The organism is Clostridium sp. MF28, assembly GCF_002969175.1.
Classification (GTDB): Bacteria; Bacillota; Clostridia; order Clostridiales; family Clostridiaceae; genus Clostridium; species Clostridium beijerinckii.
Map to the genome: position 1 here is coordinate 4,774,251 of NZ_CP014331.1, position 19,890 is coordinate 4,794,140.

Consider the following 19,890-nt stretch of genomic DNA (forward strand, 5'->3'; position numbering starts at 1 on the left):
GGTTAAACTAAATGGAATATACAAAGATAAATGGCCATGATTTTTATAACATGGTTGTGAATGCTAGCAATAAATTGCTAGAGCAAAGTGATTTCGTAAATGCACTTAACGTATTCCCTGTTCCAGACGGAGATACTGGAACTAATATGTCTATGACGTTTAAGGCAGCAGTTAAAGAGATAGAAGATATGGATAGTGATTCTATAGGGGAAATATCAAAGAAATTAGCTAAAGGTGCTTTAATGGGAGCTAGGGGTAACTCTGGTGTTATATTATCGCAAATACTTAGAGGTTTTTCTAAAGGCCTAGAAGGAAAAAAAGAAGTAGATATTAAAGAGTTTGCAGTAGCCTTTTCAGAGGGATCAAAGTCAGCATACAAAGCGGTAATGAGACCGACTGAAGGTACTATACTTTCTGTAATTAGAGCCGCTGCTGAAGCAGCAGTGTCATCTGATGCTAAGGATATGGTTGGCTTTATGGAAGAGATAACAGTTAAATCAAAAGAAATGTTAGATAGAACTCCAGAATTATTACCCGCACTAAAAAAGGCTAAAGTAGTTGATTCAGGTGGAATGGGGCTTTACATTATACTTAGAGGTATGTTTGAAGCATTAAAGAATGATATTAAAGCTGAATTAAGTGATATAAAAATAAGTGGCGCAAATGGTACTTTAGCTAAATCTACAGAAGAAATTGATATAAAGTTTGGGTATTGTACTGAATTTATAATACTTGGTGACGCCAAACGTGCACAAGATTTCCAAAATGAGATAGAGAGCCTTGGAGATTCCATGATAGTTGTTGGATATGATGATGTTATAAAGGTGCACATACATACTAATGATCCTGGATTAGTCTTATCAAAGGCAGTTGCTATAGGGGAATTATCAAAGATAAAGATTGATAATATGAGAGAAGAGCACAGAGAGCTATTAATAAATACTAAGGAATTAACAGAAACTTCATCTGAAGATGAAGTTGGTGATGGTGAAAAGAAAAAGTATGGCTTTATAACAGTTGCTATGGGAGATGGAATTTCAAATATCTTTAAGGACTTAGGAATAGATTATGTCATTGAAGGTGGCCAGACAATGAATCCATCTACTCAGGACATTTTAGATGCTGTTGAGAAAATAAATGCTGAACATATTTTCATTATGCCGAACAATAAGAATATAATTATGGCAGCAAATCAGGCGGCAGAAATATCAAGTAAAAATATATTAGTAGTACCTACAACAACTATTCCTCAAGGAATAGCATGTGCCACAATGTTTAACCATGATTCTGAAGTTGAAGAAAATTTCACTAATTTAAAGGATGCAATTGAAGTAGTTAAAACTGGTTCGGTGACATATGCAGTACGTGATACAGAAATTGATGGAATAGATATTAAACAAGGAAATATGTTAGGACTTGTAGAAGGTAAAATAAAAGAGGTAGGCGAAGACAAGAAGGTTGTTGCCGGTAAAGTTCTAGAAGATATGATAGATGATGAAAGTGAACTTATTACTGTATATTATGGTGAAGATGTAAGTGATGAAGATGCAAATGAATTCGAAGTTGAGCTACAAGAAAAGTACGACGACTTAGATATTCAATTTTACAAAGGAAATCAACCACTATATTACTTTTTAATATCAGTAGAATAAGAAATAGTAAGGGCGCCTAATGCTAGGTGCTCTTATTATTTAGGGAGGAAGAGAAGGGCTTTGGATATATATAGCAATATTTCAACATTAAAAGGAGTAGGCCCAAAGGCCACAGAAAAATTAAATAGATGTGGAATTTTTAATATACTAGATATTCTGTTATATTTTCCAAGAGATTATGAATTTGTAGATAGTAATGTGGAATTTGAAAATATTACAGGAGAAGACAAGCAGATTTTAAAGTGTAAAGTCATTAGATTTAGAAGCGATGTAAAAACTAAAACTGGTAAATTATTAACAACTGTAGAATTTGACTATAATGGACATAAAGTATCTGGAAAGTGGTTTAATCAAAGGTATATAAAAAACTCCTTTAAAATAGGAGAAATATATAATTTGATGGGTAAATTTAAAAGGGTAGGAAATACTTTAGAGGTGGTTAATCCTATGGTCACATGTGAAGATGCTATTTCTAATGAGATCATACCTAAATATCCTTTAAAAGGTGATATAAGCAATAAGTTGTTTGAAAAATTAATTAATGAAATTTTGTCCAAGATGACAGTTAAGGAGAATTTACCACAAAATATATTAGATAAATATTATTTGATTTCATTAAATGAAGCTATTAGAAGCGTCCATTTTCCTGATAATAAGGAAGTGCTGGAAAAGGCTATAATAAGGCTTAAATTTCAGGAATTATTTACATATTCACTAAAGTTACTACTTCTTAAACATAAAATTAAGAAAAACAAAAATGGTATACTTTTTCAGTGGGTAGATGAACTTGGCTTATTTAAAGAGAAGTTACCATTTCCTCTTACTAATGCTCAAACAAGAGTCATACGTGAAATATTGAGAGATCAAAAATCAAATTCATCAATGAATAGACTTATACAAGGAGATGTTGGTAGTGGAAAGACAATAATTGCACTTATAGCTATTTTTAATGTGATCAAAAATGATTACCAATGTGCATTTATGGCTCCAACAGAGATTCTTGCAAATCAACACTTTGAAGAAGCAAGGAAAGTTTATGATGAATTTAATATAGAAATTGAATTATTAACAGGAACAACTTCAGCAAAAGAAAAGCAGAGGATCAAAGAAAGAATTAGAACTAAAGAACCAATTTTAGTGATAGGAACTCATGCACTTTTCCAAGATGATGTGGAATTTGGAAAGTTAGGGCTTATAGTAACTGATGAGCAGCATAGGTTTGGCGTTGAGCAAAGGAGTAAACTTATAAATAAAGGAAAAAGGGCTGATTGCTTAGTTATGACGGCTACTCCAATTCCAAGAACATTGGCATTATACTTATATTCAGATCTTGATGTATCTATAATTGATGAGCTGCCACCTGGGAGAAAGAAAATAGATACTAGATTTTATGCTGATAATCAAAGAGATATAGCTTATGATTTGGCATATGATGAGATAAAAAAAGGTCGACAAGTATATATTGTATGCCCTCTTATTGAAGAGGATGAAAAAGAGGAGTTAAATTCAGTAGAAACTTTATATAATAAACTTACCAGTGGAATTTTTAAGGAATTAAAGGTTGAGATACTTCATGGAAAGATGAAAGGCTCTGAAAAAGATGAAATAATAAAAAGATTTAAGAATAATGAAGTTAATGTTCTAATATCAACAACTGTAATTGAAGTAGGCGTTAATGTTCCCAATGCATCCGTAATGATTGTTGAAAATGCAGAACGATTTGGGCTATCACAGTTACATCAATTAAGAGGAAGAGTTGGAAGAGGTCAGTATTCATCTTATTGTATATTAATAGCAAAGGCTAAAAGTAATGTGACTAAAAAAAGGATGCAGATAATGACAGAATGTAGTGATGGGTTTTTAATATCAGAAAAAGATTTAGAACTCAGAGGGGCAGGAGAAATGTTTGGTAAGAAGCAAAGTGGTGATGAAGGCTTTGTACTTGCAAATCTTTATGATGATATGAAGATTTTAAGATGTGCTAAATTAGAGGCGAATAACATTTTACAAAACGAATTTGAGGTAAATAGGGAAATAATTAATGAACTTAGTAAAAATTTGGAAAAAAGTAGTAAATATATTTGCTTTAATTAATTTGAAATATTATGTATAGATATGTTAATATATAAAATATACACCTATGAAAAGAGCACGAAGTGCAATTAAGATCATTTTGCCTATGAAAAGAGCACGAAGTGCAATTAAGATCATTTTGCCTATGAAAAGAGCGCGAAGCGCAATTAGGATCATTTCACTTTTGAAAAGACTGCGAAGCGCAATTAGGAACTTTTCGCGTATGAAAAGAGTACGGAGTATATAATTAAGTTTAATTTTAAATTGTAAATTAAAAATCTAGAGAGTAGATTTTCTTATATGCTTATTTTAGGAGGAATAAAATTTTGAGAATAATAGCAGGAAAAGCAAGAGGACATAAATTAATACCTCCAGCTACAATGGAAACAAGGCCTACATTAGATAGAGTTAAAGAGGCTATGTTTAGTTCAGTTCAAATGTATATACCAGAGGCAGTAGTTGTAGACGTTTTTGCTGGGACAGGAAGCCTTGGATTAGAAGCGGCAAGCAGAGGGGCAAGTGAAGTTTATTTATTTGATAAAAGCTCTGTGACTTTTCCTTTATTAAAGGAAAATGTAGAAAGCCTTAAATTTCAAGATTTCTGTTTTCCTATGAATATAGATGCTTATGAAGGCTTAAAGAATCTTGCGAAGAAGGGAAAGAAATTTGACATAATATTTATTGATCCACCTTATTGCAAAGAAATGATTCCAGAAGCTATGAAAATTGTTAAGGATAATGAAATTTTAAAGAATGATGGAATAATAGTTACTAAAATAGATACCATTGAAGAGATTTATGAAGGGTATAAAGATATAAGATTAACAAAAAGTAAGAAGTATGGAAATACAACAGTATGTTATTACAAGCATGAGGAGAAGTAAACAATGAGAGTTGCAGTGTACCCTGGGAGCTTTGATCCTATAACAAATGGACATCTCGATATTATAAAAAGAGGAGCAAAGGTCTTTGATAAAGTAATAGTTGCAGTATTAGTTAATGTTGATAAGAAATATCTTTTTGAAAGCAGCGAAAGAGTTGAGCTTATAAAAAGAGTGACAAGAGATATTGAGAATGTTGAAATACGAAGCTTTGATGGGCTTTTAGTTAATTTTCTAAAAGAATGTAAGACTAATATAATATTAAAGGGATTAAGAACAGCTTCTGATTTTGAGTATGAATTTCAAATGGCGTTTATTAATAAAGAATTAGATGATGATACCGAAACTGTATGTATGATGTCATCGGCTAAAAATATACATATTAGTTCCTCAACTGTTAAGCAGGTGGCAAGGTTTGGAGGAGATATTAGTGGACTTGTTCCCAATGAAATTATTTCAGATATAATGTCCAGAATAAATCTATAAATGGTGATTTTTTAAGGAAAAGTATTTTCGTAATTAGAATGTGCTGTGTTTAAGCAGCCGCATTAACTTGAAATTAATGATATTAATAATACTAAAAGCAATTAAAAATACTAGATTAAGATTTGTTCCTGGTATTTTGAGCATTTATAGAATAAATATCTAAGGAGTGTTTTTATGGAAAAAATGGAGGTAAATATAATAGAGTTATTAGAATATTTACAAGACTTGGTGGAAAATTCACCTAAAGTGCCAATGAGCGGTAAAGTTATGATAGATAAAAGAGAAGTTGTTGATGTAATAGATCAAATAATTAACTATATGCCTGATCAATTTAAAAAAGCTGAATGGGTTATGAACGAGAGAGAAAGAATCCTTAATGAAGCTAAAAAAGAGTATGATTCTGTTAGAAAAGAAACAATGACTATGATGAGACAGAATGTCGAGAATCACGATATAGTGAGGGAAGCCAAGGGGAGAGCACAAGAAATTATAGCCTCAGCACAGAGAGAGGCCAAGGCTATAAGATTAGGGTCTAGGGATTATTCTGATGAAATATTAACCCAATTAGATCAGGAATTAGAAGAACACAAAATAAAATTAATAAAAAGCCTTCAAGAAAGTTTTGAAGTAGTAGCTAAAGAGATAGATACAAATTTAACTGGTACATGCGATGTTATAAAAGAGAACATTAAAGAATTACGCGGTATGAAAAAATAATTTCAAGGTTCTATTAAATATACTTAATAAAAGTGTTAATAACAGTATAGTTAATGCAGGATATATATATATAAATAAACTTGAAGAATGGCTCATTTGTAAGTTTGATGTATAAATACTTGTAGGAAACACTTTGCATAACCCATAAGTTATAATAAAACTAACGATTCCTTGGATTACTTTTAAAAAAATATATCTGCTATAATTTATCTTAGTATCGCTTACGAAAGAACTTACTTGTGCGATTACCGCAAGACCAGAAAATGAAGTTAAAAAGCTTATTATACCAAGCTTCAAGGGGATAGGAATTTCTAGGGGAGAGATTATACTGCACCCATTAGTCATTTCAATGCTTCCTAAAAATATACTGTATAAAGTTTGGGAAGGCAGTTTTAAAACATTATCTAGCTGCCTAAATGCAATATGAATATAAGGATTGTTTTTAACGAGAGATATAACAACTGAAAAAATTATTATGAAACCACCTATAGATAATGTGGTGTTTATTCCGTTTTGAACTGCATTTTTTACAGCATTACCGAAATTCATACTTTCATTTTTAGGACAAGGGAGAGAACTTAGAGCATTTAAGTTTCTCTTTTTTTTTGTCAAAAATCCCATTATGATTATTGATAAATTGCTTCCTAGAAGCAAGATATAACCTAAGGATACATGCCCTAATAAAGTTCCAGCAACAGATCCGATTAAAAACAGGGGACCAACGTTAGACGCTATGTTTAAAAGTCTTTCGTATTCATTCCTATCTATATATTCCATCTTGTATAAATCTACACAATATTTAGCACCTAATGGATAGCCACATAGTATACTTGCTACGATTGGAAAGGAACAATTTCTAGAAAGGCCTAATGGCTTGCAGATTAATGGCCCAAGAAATTTAGAATAAAGATTTATTCCATCGTAGTATATTAATAAATTACATATAACTACAAAAGGAAAGGTGGTTGGCAATATTGAGTTATACCATAATTTACAACCATCAATAGCTGCGACTATGCATTGGTTTATGTTTAAAACAAAAAGAACTATTAAGACGGATATAAATATACAAATGATAGTATTTTTTTTGATATTAAGTTGTTTAATTAAAATAAAGATTAAGCTAATAATAAGAAACCATAAGATAATAATATATATCATGAAATCACTCCAATCAATAATATTTATATTCTCATGGTTATGTAAAATATTACTATATTATAAAAGGCCCTTTTAAATAATCATCCATAGGACTTATTTTTGGATTTAGCAGTGAATATGCTTTTGTTCCTAAGATATCTATTTTTAGATGATCACATTGATTGTTTCTTGGCACCTTTGTTATTAAATTTATACTAGAATTAGCTTTTATACTCTTTAGAATTCTTTGCCCTGTAGAATTAAAAGCAAGAACTCTTGCGTAAGGTGCGGGGCTCTTAGATAAGCTTAATAAATCAAAATTCTCAAGGTTCAAAAAGCTTTGCAAAAGAATTCTACTTATCCTCGTGTATGTATATCTTTTGCTTTTTGAATTCAATATTAATTCGTTAAGCGAATTGGATCTTACAATTTCTTTTAATATTTTATTATCTATGCCCTCTGATACATCTGGCAAATTTAAAAGAGATCTTTCGTTAGTGAGTAATTTATATTTTATATATTTAAAGGTATCTTCCTCAAAAATAAAAGGATAGTTAGAAGAAGATAAACTAAGCAGAATGTCATAGCTCGCCTTTGGCATAATATCAGCTAAATCATTTAAAGATTTCTCTTTTAGATGTTTTCTTATTGATGTAGCAGAAGCAAATGAAGCGCTTATGTTGACATCGTTATATAATGAACCTTCTCTTTTGATGGTTTTAGGAACTATTGCGCTATTTAAACGAATTAGAGATTTTATATATTCAATACCTAAGATATTATTAGAATTTGATATTGTATCTAATAATTTATTTGAGTTTAAATAATCTTTAAGTGCATTTGCTCGGCTCAAATGAAAAGGTAAGCCAGAGTCCAAATTATCTTTTAAAAGTTTTTTATAATTTAAAGGCTCGGAAACTAAAACTTTGGCTATGTCTTCTAATATAGATACATTTCCTTCTTCGCTTCCAAAGTATAAGTGATCTATTACGCCTAACGAGTTAAGAAGAGATACGCTTCCGAAAGCAAAATGTTCAGCAGAAGAAATGGAATAAACTAGAGGTAGCTCTAGAACTAGATCAACACCATTTTTAATAGCCATTTCAGCTCTTTTCCATTTATCTATAATTGCTGGAATTCCTCTTTGCATAAAATTACCACTCATTACACAAACTATGCCATCTGCGTTTGTGTCGGATGTTGCTTTACTAAGGTGATATTCATGACCTTTATGAAATGGATTATATTCTGTAATTATTCCTGTAAGTATTAAAATCATCTCCTTTATAAAGCTAGTATAGCATATTATGGAATTTTATAATATTAGTTATTAAGGTTTAATATGTTGTGTATTTTTTGTAAAATGTCAATAAGATATTATAAAATTATTGTTAAAAAATATACTTTTTTAATATTACTCTATTAAAAAGTAGTTTAAAAAATATTCAGAACATTAAAAGAATGGTGAATTTTTAATTATTGCTTAATATTGGCAAGAAAATAGATTATACACAGCTAGTTGAATGAATATACTATAGATTTTTAAGAAAAAGTTAATGAAAACAATATGAAATAGACATGTATTTTTCATATATTAGGTCAATAATTTAAAACATTGATAGCGTTTAATAATAAATTATAAAATAATTTTAAATAAAATTTAATTGTTAAAAATTATACTTTTCCTATATTGTTATTTTACAGGAGTATTGTCTGACAATTTAGATTATTTCAAATCTAAAGACTTCTATTTTATAGAGAATTTGTGTTGAAAAAAGCACTGATAAAGGAGTATATTAGTATTAGAGATAGGATATAGAGAGGAGATAAATAGATTATGGACCTTATGAAAAAAATATGGACTGCAGCACAATCAAATAAACAAAAAATTGTTCTTCCAGAGGGAAACGAGGAAAGAAATATAGCAGCTGCAGAAAAAATACAAAAATTAGGATTAGCTTACCCAATTTTAATAGGTAACAAAGAAGAAATAAATAATAAGGCAAAGGAATTAGATGTAAATTTATCAGGAATTGAGATTATTGATCCAAATGAATCAGATAAATTAGAAAAGTATATTGAAGCCTTCTATGAACTTAGAAAGACAAAAGGCGTTACAATGGAAAAGGCAGATAAAATAGTCAGAGATCCTCTATATTTTGGTACGATGATGGTTAAATTAGATGATGCAGATGGAATGGTATCAGGAGCAATTCACACAACTGGAGATTTATTAAGACCAGGATTACAAATTATAAAGACAGCACCAGGGGTATCTGTTGTTTCAAGCTTCTTTATAATGCAAGTTCCAGGATCATCTTATGGTGAAGAAGGAACATTAATATTCTCAGACTGTGCAGTTAACCCTAACCCTAACGAGGATCAATTAGCAGCAATTGCAATAGCCACTGCAGAAACAGCTAAGAATTTATGTAACATGGAACCTAAGGTGGCAATGTTATCATTCTCTACTATGGGAAGTGCTGATAATGAATTAGTTGATAAGGTTAGAAATGCTACTCAAAAAGCAAAAGAAATGAGACCTGACTTAGATATAGATGGTGAACTACAATTAGATGCAGCTATAGTTGGAAAAGTAGCAGCTCAAAAGGCACCAGAAAGTACTGTTGCTGGAAAAGCTAATGTTTTAGTATTCCCAGATTTACAAGCTGGAAATATAGGTTATAAATTAGTTCAAAGATTTGCAAATGCTGAAGCTATTGGACCTATCTGTCAAGGTTTTGCAAAACCAATCAATGACTTATCAAGAGGTTGTAGCTCAGATGATATTGTAAGTGTTGTTGCGCTTACAGCAGTTCAAGCTCAAACAAACAAATAGTAAGTATTATTTTTACAGATAATTTAAAGTAAGTTAGCTTATAGATTGTTAAAACAAAAATACAAAAGGTTTGAATGTTAAAAGGAGAGTAGAGTTATGAAAGTATTAGTTATAAATTGTGGTAGTTCTTCACTAAAATATCAACTTATTGATATGAGTAATGAAGAGTCTTTAGCTCAAGGACTTGTTGAAAGAATAGGAATTACTGGGTCAATATTGACTCAAAAAGTTGAAGGAAAAGATAAATATGTAGTTGAAACGCCATTAAAAGACCATCAAGATGCAATAGAACTTGTTTTAAAATGCTTAGTTGATGAAAACCATGGTGTAATAAGTTCAATGGATGAGATATCAGCTGTTGGACATAGAGTTGTTCATGGTGGTGAAAAATACGCAACTTCAGTAGTAATTAATGAAGAAGTAATTAAGGCACTTGATGAATTTACAAAATTAGCACCACTTCATAATCCTCCAAATATAATTGGAATAAATGCATGTAAGGCTCTTATGCCAAAAACTCCAATGGTAGCAGTATTTGATACAGCATTCCATCAAACTATGCCAGAAAAAGCTTTTATGTATGCTCTTCCATATGAATTATATACAGAAGATCACGTAAGAAGATATGGATTCCATGGTACATCTCATAAGTATGTAGCAGGTGAAATGGCAAAATTGATGAATAAAGACATAAGCGATTTAAAGATAGTAACTTGTCATATAGGTAATGGTGTAAGTATTACAGCTGTTGATGGTGGAAAATCTGTAGATACTACAATGGGATTCACTCCATTAGATGGTATTATAATGGGATCAAGATCTGGAAGCATAGATCCAGCAATAGTTACTTATTTAGTAAAAGAAAAAGGATATTCTATAGATGAAGTAAATGATATCTTAAATAAGAAATCAGGGGTTCTAGGTATATCAGGAATAGGAACAGATTTTAGAGATATTAGAAGTGCAGTGGAAAATGATAATGATCCTAGAGCATTACTTACAATGGATATATTCGGATATCAAGTTAAGAAGCAAATAGGTGCTTATGCTGCCGTAATGGGTGGTGTAGATGCAATTGTATTTACAGCAGGAATAGGAGAACACGCTCCAGAAATAAGATCAAGAGCTTTAACTAATATGGAATTCTTAGGAATAGAAGTAGATTTAGAAAAGAACGAAAGTCATAATATCGGAGATGGTATGGAAATTTCTAAAGAAACTTCAAAGGTAAAAGTAGTTGTAATACCTACAAACGAAGAATTAATGATTGCTAAAGAAACTTTAGAATTAGTTAAGTAAGGCATAATTGAAAAAATGGTGAGTTAACATGCTGATTGGTTTTTATTTATAATTTATCAGCATGTTTTTTCAATAGCTTTATACAATATATTTGGCTGTACTTCCTTTATAGAAGAAAATATATACGTAAAGGGGAGCGGTTAGTATAGATACAAAAACATTTGTATCATGAGTTTGTTATTTTCTTTCATATGGAGAAATAGGAATTTATAATAAATTTCTTGACTTTTTAGCACGCAATTTATATAATTAGTTGTGTTTGTTTTATAAATATATGTGCTAAGGAGTGAAAGAGGAGATATTATATAGTTTACATTAGTTTTATTATATGGTTATCCTGTGATTTTATGAAAGTACAAATTTCAGATATTATTTCAGGTAAAGATAGAAGCAAGAAAATTGACTATATATTTGATGCACCGCAATTTGATTTTGAAGGAGATATAATTAAACCAATAAAACCTTTTGAAGTTGTTGGGAATATCTTATCAGATGGTGATATATTAATATTGAATGCTAAAATCAAAACTGATTTAGAAATGATATGTTCAAGATGTTTAGATACCTTTATCTATCCAATAGATATTGATATAGAAGAAAGGTTTACAACTAATAGAGATAGTGGTGATGATGAAGCTATTGTTGTAATGGATGATGTTTTAGACATCACAGAAATTGTCGAAAGTAGCATAATTTCAACACTACCTATTAAAAGAGTTTGCAAGAACGACTGTAAAGGGCTTTGTCAAGAATGTGGATGTAACTTAAATCACAATTCATGTTCATGTCAAAAAGAAGATGTAGATATACGTTTTGAGGCCTTGAAAGGTTTGTTTGATAATAAGGAGGTGTAATGAATGGGTTGTCCAGCAAGAAAATCAGGAAAAGCTAAAGTAAAAGCAAGAAGAGCTCAAACTTTTAAAGCTAGTTTACCTGGCATAGTTGAATGTCCACAATGCCACGAAATGAAACTTGCTCATAGAGTATGTAAAAATTGTGGTTATTATAAAGGTAAGGAAGTTGTAGCTTCTGAAAAATAAAAGAAAGTCTTTATGACTTTCTTTTCTTATATAAAGAAATATATATAGATATATGTTGTGCTATTAAATTTATACTTAAAACTTCTTAGCGAAATTTTCATGGTTCTGAGAAATAAAGATGTTTCTACTTTGGGTTTACTATAGGGTTCCACAATGATATTCAAACTTATAAAATTTCAATATCGCTGGTATTTAGGAAATTCGAACAGTAGATATGTATTGGTATCAATATGGAACCCTATATAGATAAGCCAATTATAAGTTAGATTTATACTATGAAATATATCCCAACTAGAAATGGGTAATATACTTTTGTGGAATGTTTCATTGGTGATTTTGATGGATGTGATTCTTTGGCTATAAGTTGTTCCAAATGTGCTAGTTCATAGCTTGTTCTTTGAGGCTAGCACTTTGGGTGCAACTTTATAGCCTTAGAATCACCCATCATAATTACCTAGAAACTGGAACAAAAGTATGTTATTCATTTCGGCGGGTTATATACATAAGTTCAGGTCTTAGTTGGGTTATCTATATCACATAAGTATAAGTTAAATAATCTTTATCTAAAAAAGAAAATATTCTATTTATTAATTAAATTAATTTATTTATAATTAAAGTGGAAGAAGGGAGGTATTCAGATGAAAATAGCTATAGATGGCATGGGGGGAGATAATGCACCTGTAGCAGTAATAGATGGTGCTATTCAAGCTCTTAAGGCATATGATGATATCCAATTATATATTACAGGTCCAGAAGAGGTTCTAAATATAGAATTAGCTAAATATACTTATCCCAAGGAAAAAGTTATTGTGGTAGATGCAAAGGAAGTAATTTCAACTAATGAGCATCCTGTTATGGCTTTGCGAAAGAAGAAAGATTCAAGTATAGTTAAGGCTTTAAACTTAGTTAAGGAAGGTATTTGTGATGCTGTTGTATCAGGAGGCAGTACAGGTGCATTTTTAGCTGGGTGTACGCTGATAATAGGTAGAATTAAAGGAATAGAAAGGCCTGCTCTTGCACCTATAATGCCTGGAAGACGTGGAAAGTTTATGATAGTAGATGTTGGTGCTAATGTAGATTGCAAACCTTCATTTTTGGTGCAATTTGCAAAGATGGGAAAAATATATTATCAAAAGGTTTTCAGCGTTAAAAATCCGACTATAGGACTTATAAATATTGGAGAAGAAGAAGAAAAGGGAAATGAACTTACAAAAGCTGCTTTTAAGCTTTTGAAGGAAGAAAGTTCCATAAACTTCAAAGGGAATATAGAGCCAAGAGAAATACCTACTGGTGACACTAATATTTTAGTAAGTGATGGTTTTGTGGGGAATACAGCTTTAAAGATGTATGAAGGATCGGCTTCGAGTATATTAGGTATAATTAAAGATGAGGTGCTTAAATCGTCGATTATATCTAAAATAGGGGTGGTTCTGCTAAAACCTGTGCTAAAAAATATAATGAAAAAGTTTGATTATAAAGAATATGGTGGAGCTCCGTTCTTGGGGGTTGATGGAATTTGTATAAAAGCTCATGGCAGTTCTGATGCAAGAGCGTTTAAGAATTCCATTAAACAAACTAAAATTTTCTATGATAATAATGTACTAAAAGATATAAGAAATGAATTTTCTTCGGAAAATTAGTTAAAATATATTGAAACTAATATTGACGATTTAAACAATATATAATATTATCTAAATGTAGAACTTGGGAGGTGAAACAAATGTTTGAAAAGATCCAAGCAATTATTGCTGATAAATTAAGTATCGATGTAGAAAGCGTTGTTATGGAAGCATCATTTATTGAAGATTTAAATGCGGACTCATTAGATATAGTTGAGCTTATAATGGCTCTAGAAGATGAACTAGATATGGAAATACCTGACGAAGACGTTGAAAACTTCAAAACAGTTGGAGATGTTGTCAATTACGTAAAAGCTCATCACGAAGAATAAAATAATCCCGCATCTTGCGGGATTTTATATTTTACAAAGTGAGAACTAAATTTAAAATCATTTTAAAATAGATTTTAGTGAGAAATGTACTTTAGTAATATATTGGCGTACAAATGTTACTGTCTATGATAACGATGTTTTTAGTTGGAATTTAGGAAGAAAAATCATTATAGTAACTAAAATATCAAATTAATAGTTTATTCTTGAATTTGTTATGAGAAGTATATAGCAATAAGTTAGCAAGTTGAAGAATAAACTTCAAGGAGTGGAATACATGAATAGATATACACTTAAAGAAATAGAAGAAAATTTAGGGGTTTTTTTTAATAACCACACATTACTAAAAACAGCTCTTACTCATAGCTCTTTTGGAAATCAATTCAAGGATGCGGAGTATAATGAAAGGCTTGAATTTCTAGGAGACTCAGTATTGCAGCTTTGTATTACAGAATACCTTTTTAATAATTACAAACATAAAACAGAAGGTGAGCTGACAAAAATAAGAAGCTTGATAGTTTGTGAAAATTCTCTTTACGAAATTGCAAAAAAGATAAACTTAGGATCTTATATTAGAATGAGTAAAGGTGAAGAAATTACAGGCGGAAGAGAAAGGATTTCAATACAAGCAGATGCTGTTGAGGCAATCATTGCTGCTGTTTATTTAGACAAAGGCATTGGTTTTGTAAGAGATTTTATATTGCTTCATTTTGAAGAGATAATAAATAAAGCAATAAATAATGAAATTGTATTAGATTTCAAGACAAAGCTTCAAGAGCTTCTTCAAAAAGATGGAGAAGTAGTAATTCAATATGAGCTTACGAAATTTGAAGGACCACCTCACAGAAGAAAATTCTTTACAAATGTAGTAATAGATAAAAAATTAATGGGTGAAGGTTCAGGCTATAGTAAAAAAGAAGCAGAACAAAATGCAGCTAAACAGGCATTAGATATATTGGAAGGTAAGCATGAGTAAAAATTATTATATAATACCGATATTTGTACCTCATGAAGGATGTCCACATAATTGCGTATTCTGTAATCAGGATAGAATAACAGGTGTTGATGATGAAGAGGTTACGGCAAGTTCTGTAATTACAACAATAAATGATTATCTAGAAACTATAAAGAATAAAAATGCAACTATTGAAATTTCATTTTTTGGTGGTACATTTACAGGGATTAGGGAAGAAAAACAAAGGGAACTTCTAAAAGTAGCTGAGGAGTTTAAGGAAAAAGGTCTTATAGATAAAATAAGACTTTCTACAAGACCAGATTACATCAATGATTATATACTTACATATCTTAAAGAGTATGGAGTTGACATAATAGAACTTGGAGTTCAATCACTAAATGAAGAAGTGTTAAAAAAAGCTGGCAGAGGACATAGCGTTCATGATGTTATAGATGCATCTAAATTAATAAAAGAATATAAATTTATATTAGGACATCAAATAATGCCTGGACTACCTGGAGATACTTTTGAAAGAGATATAGAAACGACTAAAGAATCAATTAAGATGAATCCAGATATTTGTAGAATATATCCGTCGTTAGTTATAAAAGATACTCCAATGGAAAGAATGTATATTAATAACGAGTACATTCCATATTCTCTTGAAGAGGCCGTTAATGTAAGTAAGGTTATGTATGATATGTATAAAAAGCATAACATCAACGTAATAAGAATTGGTCTTCAGCCGACAGAAAGTATAAATGAAGGAAAAGATATAGTGGCAGGTCCATTTCATCCATCGTTTAGGGAATTGGTTGAGGGCAGTTTATTGTCAGATATCATTTTAGAAAATATGGGTGAAGAAAAAAATGGAGTTCTGTATATTAACTCAAAGGATTTAAGTAAGCTTTATGCTAATAAGAAAACATATTTCAATAAGCTTAAAGATAATGGGAAAATTATTGATGTAAAACAAGATGATAATATTGAAAGAGGTCATATAAAACTTTGTCTAAAAAATAGAAAGTTAGATATAGCATATTAGCGAGAGGAGACTCTCGCTTTTAAAATGTTGATTATGTTTATGAAGTTTAAATTGGTATTTTCTTTTGTGTGAATTATTGATATTTAATAAGCTTTACTATAAACTAAATTATAATAAGGAGTTGTTTGATATGAAAAAAAAGACTAGAGAAAAAATGATAATTGCAATGACTATTTTTATTGTAGTAATCTTTATTGTAACATTATTACCTAGTATATTTTCTTTTTAAGGAGAGGACACATGTTTTTAAAATCTCTAGAAATACGAGGATTTAAATCTTTTGCTGATAAAACAGAATTAAAATTTAAACAAGGCGTTACAGCTGTTGTAGGACCTAACGGAAGTGGAAAGAGTAATATTTCGGATGCGGTAAGATGGGTGCTGGGAGAACAGAGCGTTAAGGTTCTAAGAGGCGGAAAAATGGAAGATGTAATATTTGCAGGAACGCAGTTTAGAAAGCCAGTGGGCCTTGCTCAGGTTTCACTAACCCTTGATAATAGTGATGAAAAGCTCGCGACAGAATATAACGAGGTAGTTGTATCAAGAAGAATATTTAGATCAGGAGAATCGGAATATTTAATAAATAATTCAAAGTGCAGGCTAAAAGACGTAATAAATCTTTTTATGGATACAGGAATTGGTAAGGAAGGTTACTCACTAATTGGACAAGGTAAGATTGAAGCTATATTAAGTGGTAAGCCGGAAGATAGAAGAAATCTCTTAGAGGAAGCTGCAGGTATTGTAAAGTTTAAAAATAGAAAAGAAGAAGCAGAGAAAAAGTTAAGCAATACAGATGAAAATTTAGTTAGAATAAATGATATTCTGTCAACTTACGAAGAGAGAATAGAACCCCTAAGGATTGAAAGAGAGAAAGCATTAGAATTTACTGACTTATCTAATAATTTGAAGAAAAAAGAAGTATCACTTATAGTACATACCATAGACAAAATGGAAGAAGAATTAAAAGGGTTCAATGAAGATTTGAATTTAAAAATTAAAGAAATTGAAGATAAGCGTAAAGAAGTATCTAGTTATAAGTCACAACTTAAAGAACTAGAGATAAAAATAGAAAAGCTAGAAAAGAAGAATTTAGAAGAAAAAGAGAAATATTATAGCTTAAAAGAAACTGTTAGTGAAGATGAAAAAAGTATAGAACTTTATAAAGAAAGAATTAAGAGTTTTGAAGAAAAGATCAATAGGAATAATTATGAGCTGGATGATATTTTAGTTAAGGTAAATCAGCTTAATGAAAACAAGAAATTATTAGAGAGCGAATTGAGTGAAAGACTAAAGGAACAAAGATTAAGAGAAGAAGATATAGTAAATTTAGAAGAAAACAATATAAAAAGTTCTAAGGAACTTAAAAGTATAGATGAAGAAATAAAATCTCTAAGAGAAGGTGAATTTGAACTTTTAAGAAGTAACTCAGATATGAAGAATGAGATTACTATGCTAAATAAAGATCTCTCGCTAAGAGAAGAGAAAAAAGAAACCCTAAATTCGTCTATATCTTTTCTAGAAAATAATATTGTTATTAATTTAGCGACTTATAAAGACCTGACCAATGAAATTGAAAAGAATAAAGACAATATAAAATTGCTAAATATGCAAATAGTAGAGCATAAGAAAAAAATAGGTTCTCTATCAGCAAATTTAACTAAAAAAGAAAATGAGCTTAGAGAATTAAGTGGGACTTTAACAAAACTTGATGCAAATAGATCAATGTTAGAAAACTTGGAAAAGCATTATGAGGGATATAACAGGTCGGTAAAATCTTTAATGGAATCAATTCATAGGGAAAGAATTACGGCTGCAAATGATACTAAAGTCTTAGGTGAAATTTTCACTGTAGGTAAAAAGTATGAAGTTGCTATAGAAATAGCTTTAGGTGCTGCGATTTCAAATGTTATAACAAAAAATGAAGAAATAGCAAAAGTTCTTATAGGATATTTGAAAAAAAATAGTCTAGGAAGAGCGACATTTTTACCTTTAAATATTATAAAAGGAAAGAAGTTAGAACTAGATAGAAGTATAACTGAAGCTAATGGATATATTGGGATTGCAAGTGACATAATATCTTATGATAAAGAGTATAAAAATATAATGGATTATTCTCTAGGAAGAACAATAATCTGCAGTGATATGGACTGCGCTCTTAATATCGCAAGAATCGGAAAATATAATTATAGAATCGTTACTTTGGATGGAGAAATCATAAATCCAGGGGGGGCGTTAACAGGTGGTAGCATAAAGGGGAAAAATTCAAATGTTCTAGGTAGAAAAAGAGAAATTGAAGAATTAGTATTAGATATAAGCAATAAAAAGGAGAAATATGAGGAATTGAAAATACTAGTTCAAGATATCAAGAAAGAAATACAAGACCTAGATGAGGATATGCTGAATAAAAGGGATGAAGTTCATGAGAAAAATATTGAACTTACAAAAAAGGAAAGTGAGATTAAAGGGTTACAGTCTGATACGGATAAGTTAAAGAGAAATCTAGAAACTGCTAAAGAAGAAATAAAAAGAATAGCAGGTGAAAGAGAAGCTATATTAGAAAAGATTAGAGCTAAAGAATCTGAAGTTCAGGTGATTGAAAGTGAAAATACAGCTAACAAGAGCAAAAGTATAGAACTGGAACAGTTAATGAAAATCAAAGTTCAAGAAGTTAACGATAGCGATACTAAGCTTACAGAAATGAAAATCAGTAAGGCTAAGTTGGATGAGGCAATAGAAAATAAAAAGAATGAATTTTTAAGAATAGAAAAAGAAATTAAGGATTTAGAGATTAAAAATGAACTTTTAAATAATGAAAATGAGGAAAATAAAAAAAATATTGAAAGTTTAAATTTAGATATAAAGGCTAAGAATAAGAATATTGAAGAAAATAATATTAATATCAGCAATTTAGAAGTAAACTTTAAAGATGATGAGATATTAAAAGAAAAGTTAAAGCAAGAATTTAAAGAAAAAGATAATGTAATAAGCGGTATTTTGGATGAAGTAAGCTTAAAAGAAATGGAAGTTAATAAGCGAGAAGTAATTAAAGCTAAGAAAGAAAATGATAGGGAGCATGTTTATAAGAAACTTAATGAAGAGTTAGAATTAACTTATGCAGAGGCATTAGATAAATGTGAGCCAGTAGTTGATGAGGAAGCTTTGAAACAAGAAATTTTTGTTACTAAAGGAAAGATAACAAAACTTGGAGTAGTAAATTTAGCAGCAATAGAAGAGTACGAAGAAATTAAAGAAAAGTATGAGTTTATGTCTACTCAGGCAGAGGATTTAGAAAATGCCAAAAGGGAATTAAATGCCGTTATTGAAGAAATGACTAATGAAATGAAAAGTTTATTTAAAGAAAACTTCAAAATATTGAATTATAATTTTGATAAAACTTTTAAAGATTTGTTTAAAGGTGGAAGCGCTGAGCTTATTTTAGGTGAAGGTGATGAGCTTACAGCCAATATTGACATAAATGTAGAGCCGCCAGGAAAAAAACTTCAAAATATTAATCTGATGTCTGGTGGAGAGAAGGTTCTATCTGCAATAGCTTTACTTTTTGCAATTTTAAAGATGAAACCAACGCCTTTCTGTATATTGGATGAAATAGAAGCGGCTTTAGATGATGCAAATGTATATAGGTATGCAGAGTTCCTAAAAATGTTTTCTAAAAATACTCAATTTATAATTATAACTCATAGAAAGGGAACTATGGAGGTAAGTGATATTATATATGGAGTAACAATGGAAGAAAAAGGTGTATCAAAGGTAGTTTCAGTAGACTTTTCCGATAGCTAGCATCCGTAAACCTCCTA

The 19,890-nt window shown here is 30.3% G+C and carries 16 protein-coding genes; 14 read left to right on the plus strand and 2 right to left on the minus strand.

All coding sequences use genetic code 11. The features are described 5' to 3' along the window. The first annotated feature begins 11 nt into the window (after positions 1-11). From AXY43_RS20970 to AXY43_RS20990, 5 genes are all read left to right on the plus strand, one after another. Positions 12-1,652: a DAK2 domain-containing protein gene (locus AXY43_RS20970; protein WP_039772282.1), complete on the plus strand. Its 1,641-nt coding sequence runs from the start codon at positions 12-14 to the stop codon at positions 1,650-1,652. A gap of 60 nt (positions 1,653-1,712) precedes the next feature. Beyond that, entirely contained in the window at positions 1,713-3,746 is a 2,034-nt protein-coding gene (gene recG, locus AXY43_RS20975) for an ATP-dependent DNA helicase RecG (RefSeq protein WP_105412109.1), read from the plus strand. Between the two features lie 305 nt (positions 3,747-4,051). Then, the gene (gene rsmD, locus AXY43_RS20980) at positions 4,052-4,609 is read left to right on the plus strand and encodes a 16S rRNA (guanine(966)-N(2))-methyltransferase RsmD (RefSeq protein WP_077869204.1); all 558 of its coding nucleotides are present in this window, start codon (positions 4,052-4,054) and stop codon (positions 4,607-4,609) included. Positions 4,610-4,612: 3 nt separating this feature from the next. Continuing rightward, complete coding sequence (gene coaD / locus AXY43_RS20985) at positions 4,613-5,092, plus strand: pantetheine-phosphate adenylyltransferase (RefSeq protein ID WP_011968499.1); 480 nt, start codon at positions 4,613-4,615, stop codon at positions 5,090-5,092. 174 nt (positions 5,093-5,266) lie between these two features. After that, the gene (locus tag AXY43_RS20990; protein WP_011968500.1) at positions 5,267-5,809 is read left to right on the plus strand and encodes an ATPase; all 543 of its coding nucleotides are present in this window, start codon (positions 5,267-5,269) and stop codon (positions 5,807-5,809) included. Here the strand turns inward: AXY43_RS20990 and ylbJ are convergent. After that, a complete protein-coding gene (gene ylbJ, locus AXY43_RS20995) occupies positions 5,789-6,970 on the minus strand; it encodes a sporulation integral membrane protein YlbJ (RefSeq protein WP_039772277.1) in 1,182 nt (393 codons plus the stop codon). The genes AXY43_RS20990 and ylbJ overlap by 21 nt on opposite strands. Before the next feature lie 52 nt (positions 6,971-7,022). Continuing rightward, a complete protein-coding gene (locus tag AXY43_RS21000) occupies positions 7,023-8,228 on the minus strand; it encodes a nucleotidyltransferase (protein WP_105412110.1) in 1,206 nt (401 codons plus the stop codon). Positions 8,229-8,786: 558 nt separating this feature from the next. Between AXY43_RS21000 and pta the strand changes: the two genes are divergently transcribed. The 9 genes from pta to smc all read left to right on the plus strand — a co-directional run bounded on the left by pta (position 8,787) and on the right by smc (position 19,873). Beyond that, entirely contained in the window at positions 8,787-9,788 is a 1,002-nt protein-coding gene (gene pta, locus AXY43_RS21005; protein WP_011968503.1) for a phosphate acetyltransferase, read from the plus strand. Positions 9,789-9,884: 96 nt separating this feature from the next. Continuing rightward, positions 9,885-11,087, plus strand: a complete 1,203-nt coding sequence (locus AXY43_RS21010) for an acetate kinase (protein ID WP_011968504.1) — start codon at positions 9,885-9,887, stop codon at positions 11,085-11,087. A gap of 347 nt (positions 11,088-11,434) precedes the next feature. Then, the gene (locus AXY43_RS21015; protein ID WP_011968505.1) at positions 11,435-11,941 is read left to right on the plus strand and encodes a YceD family protein; all 507 of its coding nucleotides are present in this window, start codon (positions 11,435-11,437) and stop codon (positions 11,939-11,941) included. A 3-nt stretch (positions 11,942-11,944) separates the two neighbouring features. Next, on the plus strand, positions 11,945-12,127 hold the full coding sequence (rpmF, locus tag AXY43_RS21020) for a 50S ribosomal protein L32 (protein ID WP_011968506.1): 183 nt from the start codon (positions 11,945-11,947) through the stop codon (positions 12,125-12,127). A gap of 638 nt (positions 12,128-12,765) precedes the next feature. Then, positions 12,766-13,767, plus strand: a complete 1,002-nt coding sequence (plsX, locus tag AXY43_RS21025) for a phosphate acyltransferase PlsX (protein ID WP_077869861.1) — start codon at positions 12,766-12,768, stop codon at positions 13,765-13,767. 80 nt (positions 13,768-13,847) lie between these two features. Beyond that, positions 13,848-14,078, plus strand: a complete 231-nt coding sequence (acpP, locus tag AXY43_RS21030; RefSeq protein ID WP_009169140.1) for an acyl carrier protein — start codon at positions 13,848-13,850, stop codon at positions 14,076-14,078. Between the two features lie 274 nt (positions 14,079-14,352). Continuing rightward, positions 14,353-15,051 (plus strand): ribonuclease III, encoded by a 699-nt coding sequence (gene rnc / locus AXY43_RS21035; RefSeq protein ID WP_011968508.1) that lies wholly within the window; start codon positions 14,353-14,355, stop codon positions 15,049-15,051. Then, positions 15,044-16,075: an elongator complex protein 3 gene (locus tag AXY43_RS21040; RefSeq protein ID WP_023973330.1), complete on the plus strand. Its 1,032-nt coding sequence runs from the start codon at positions 15,044-15,046 to the stop codon at positions 16,073-16,075. Before rnc ends, AXY43_RS21040 begins: the two co-directional genes overlap by 8 nt. 240 nt (positions 16,076-16,315) lie before the next feature. Next, positions 16,316-19,873, plus strand: coding sequence for a chromosome segregation protein SMC (smc, locus tag AXY43_RS21045; RefSeq protein ID WP_105412111.1), 3,558 nt, complete (start codon positions 16,316-16,318; stop codon positions 19,871-19,873). Positions 19,874-19,890: the final 17 nt, after the last annotated feature.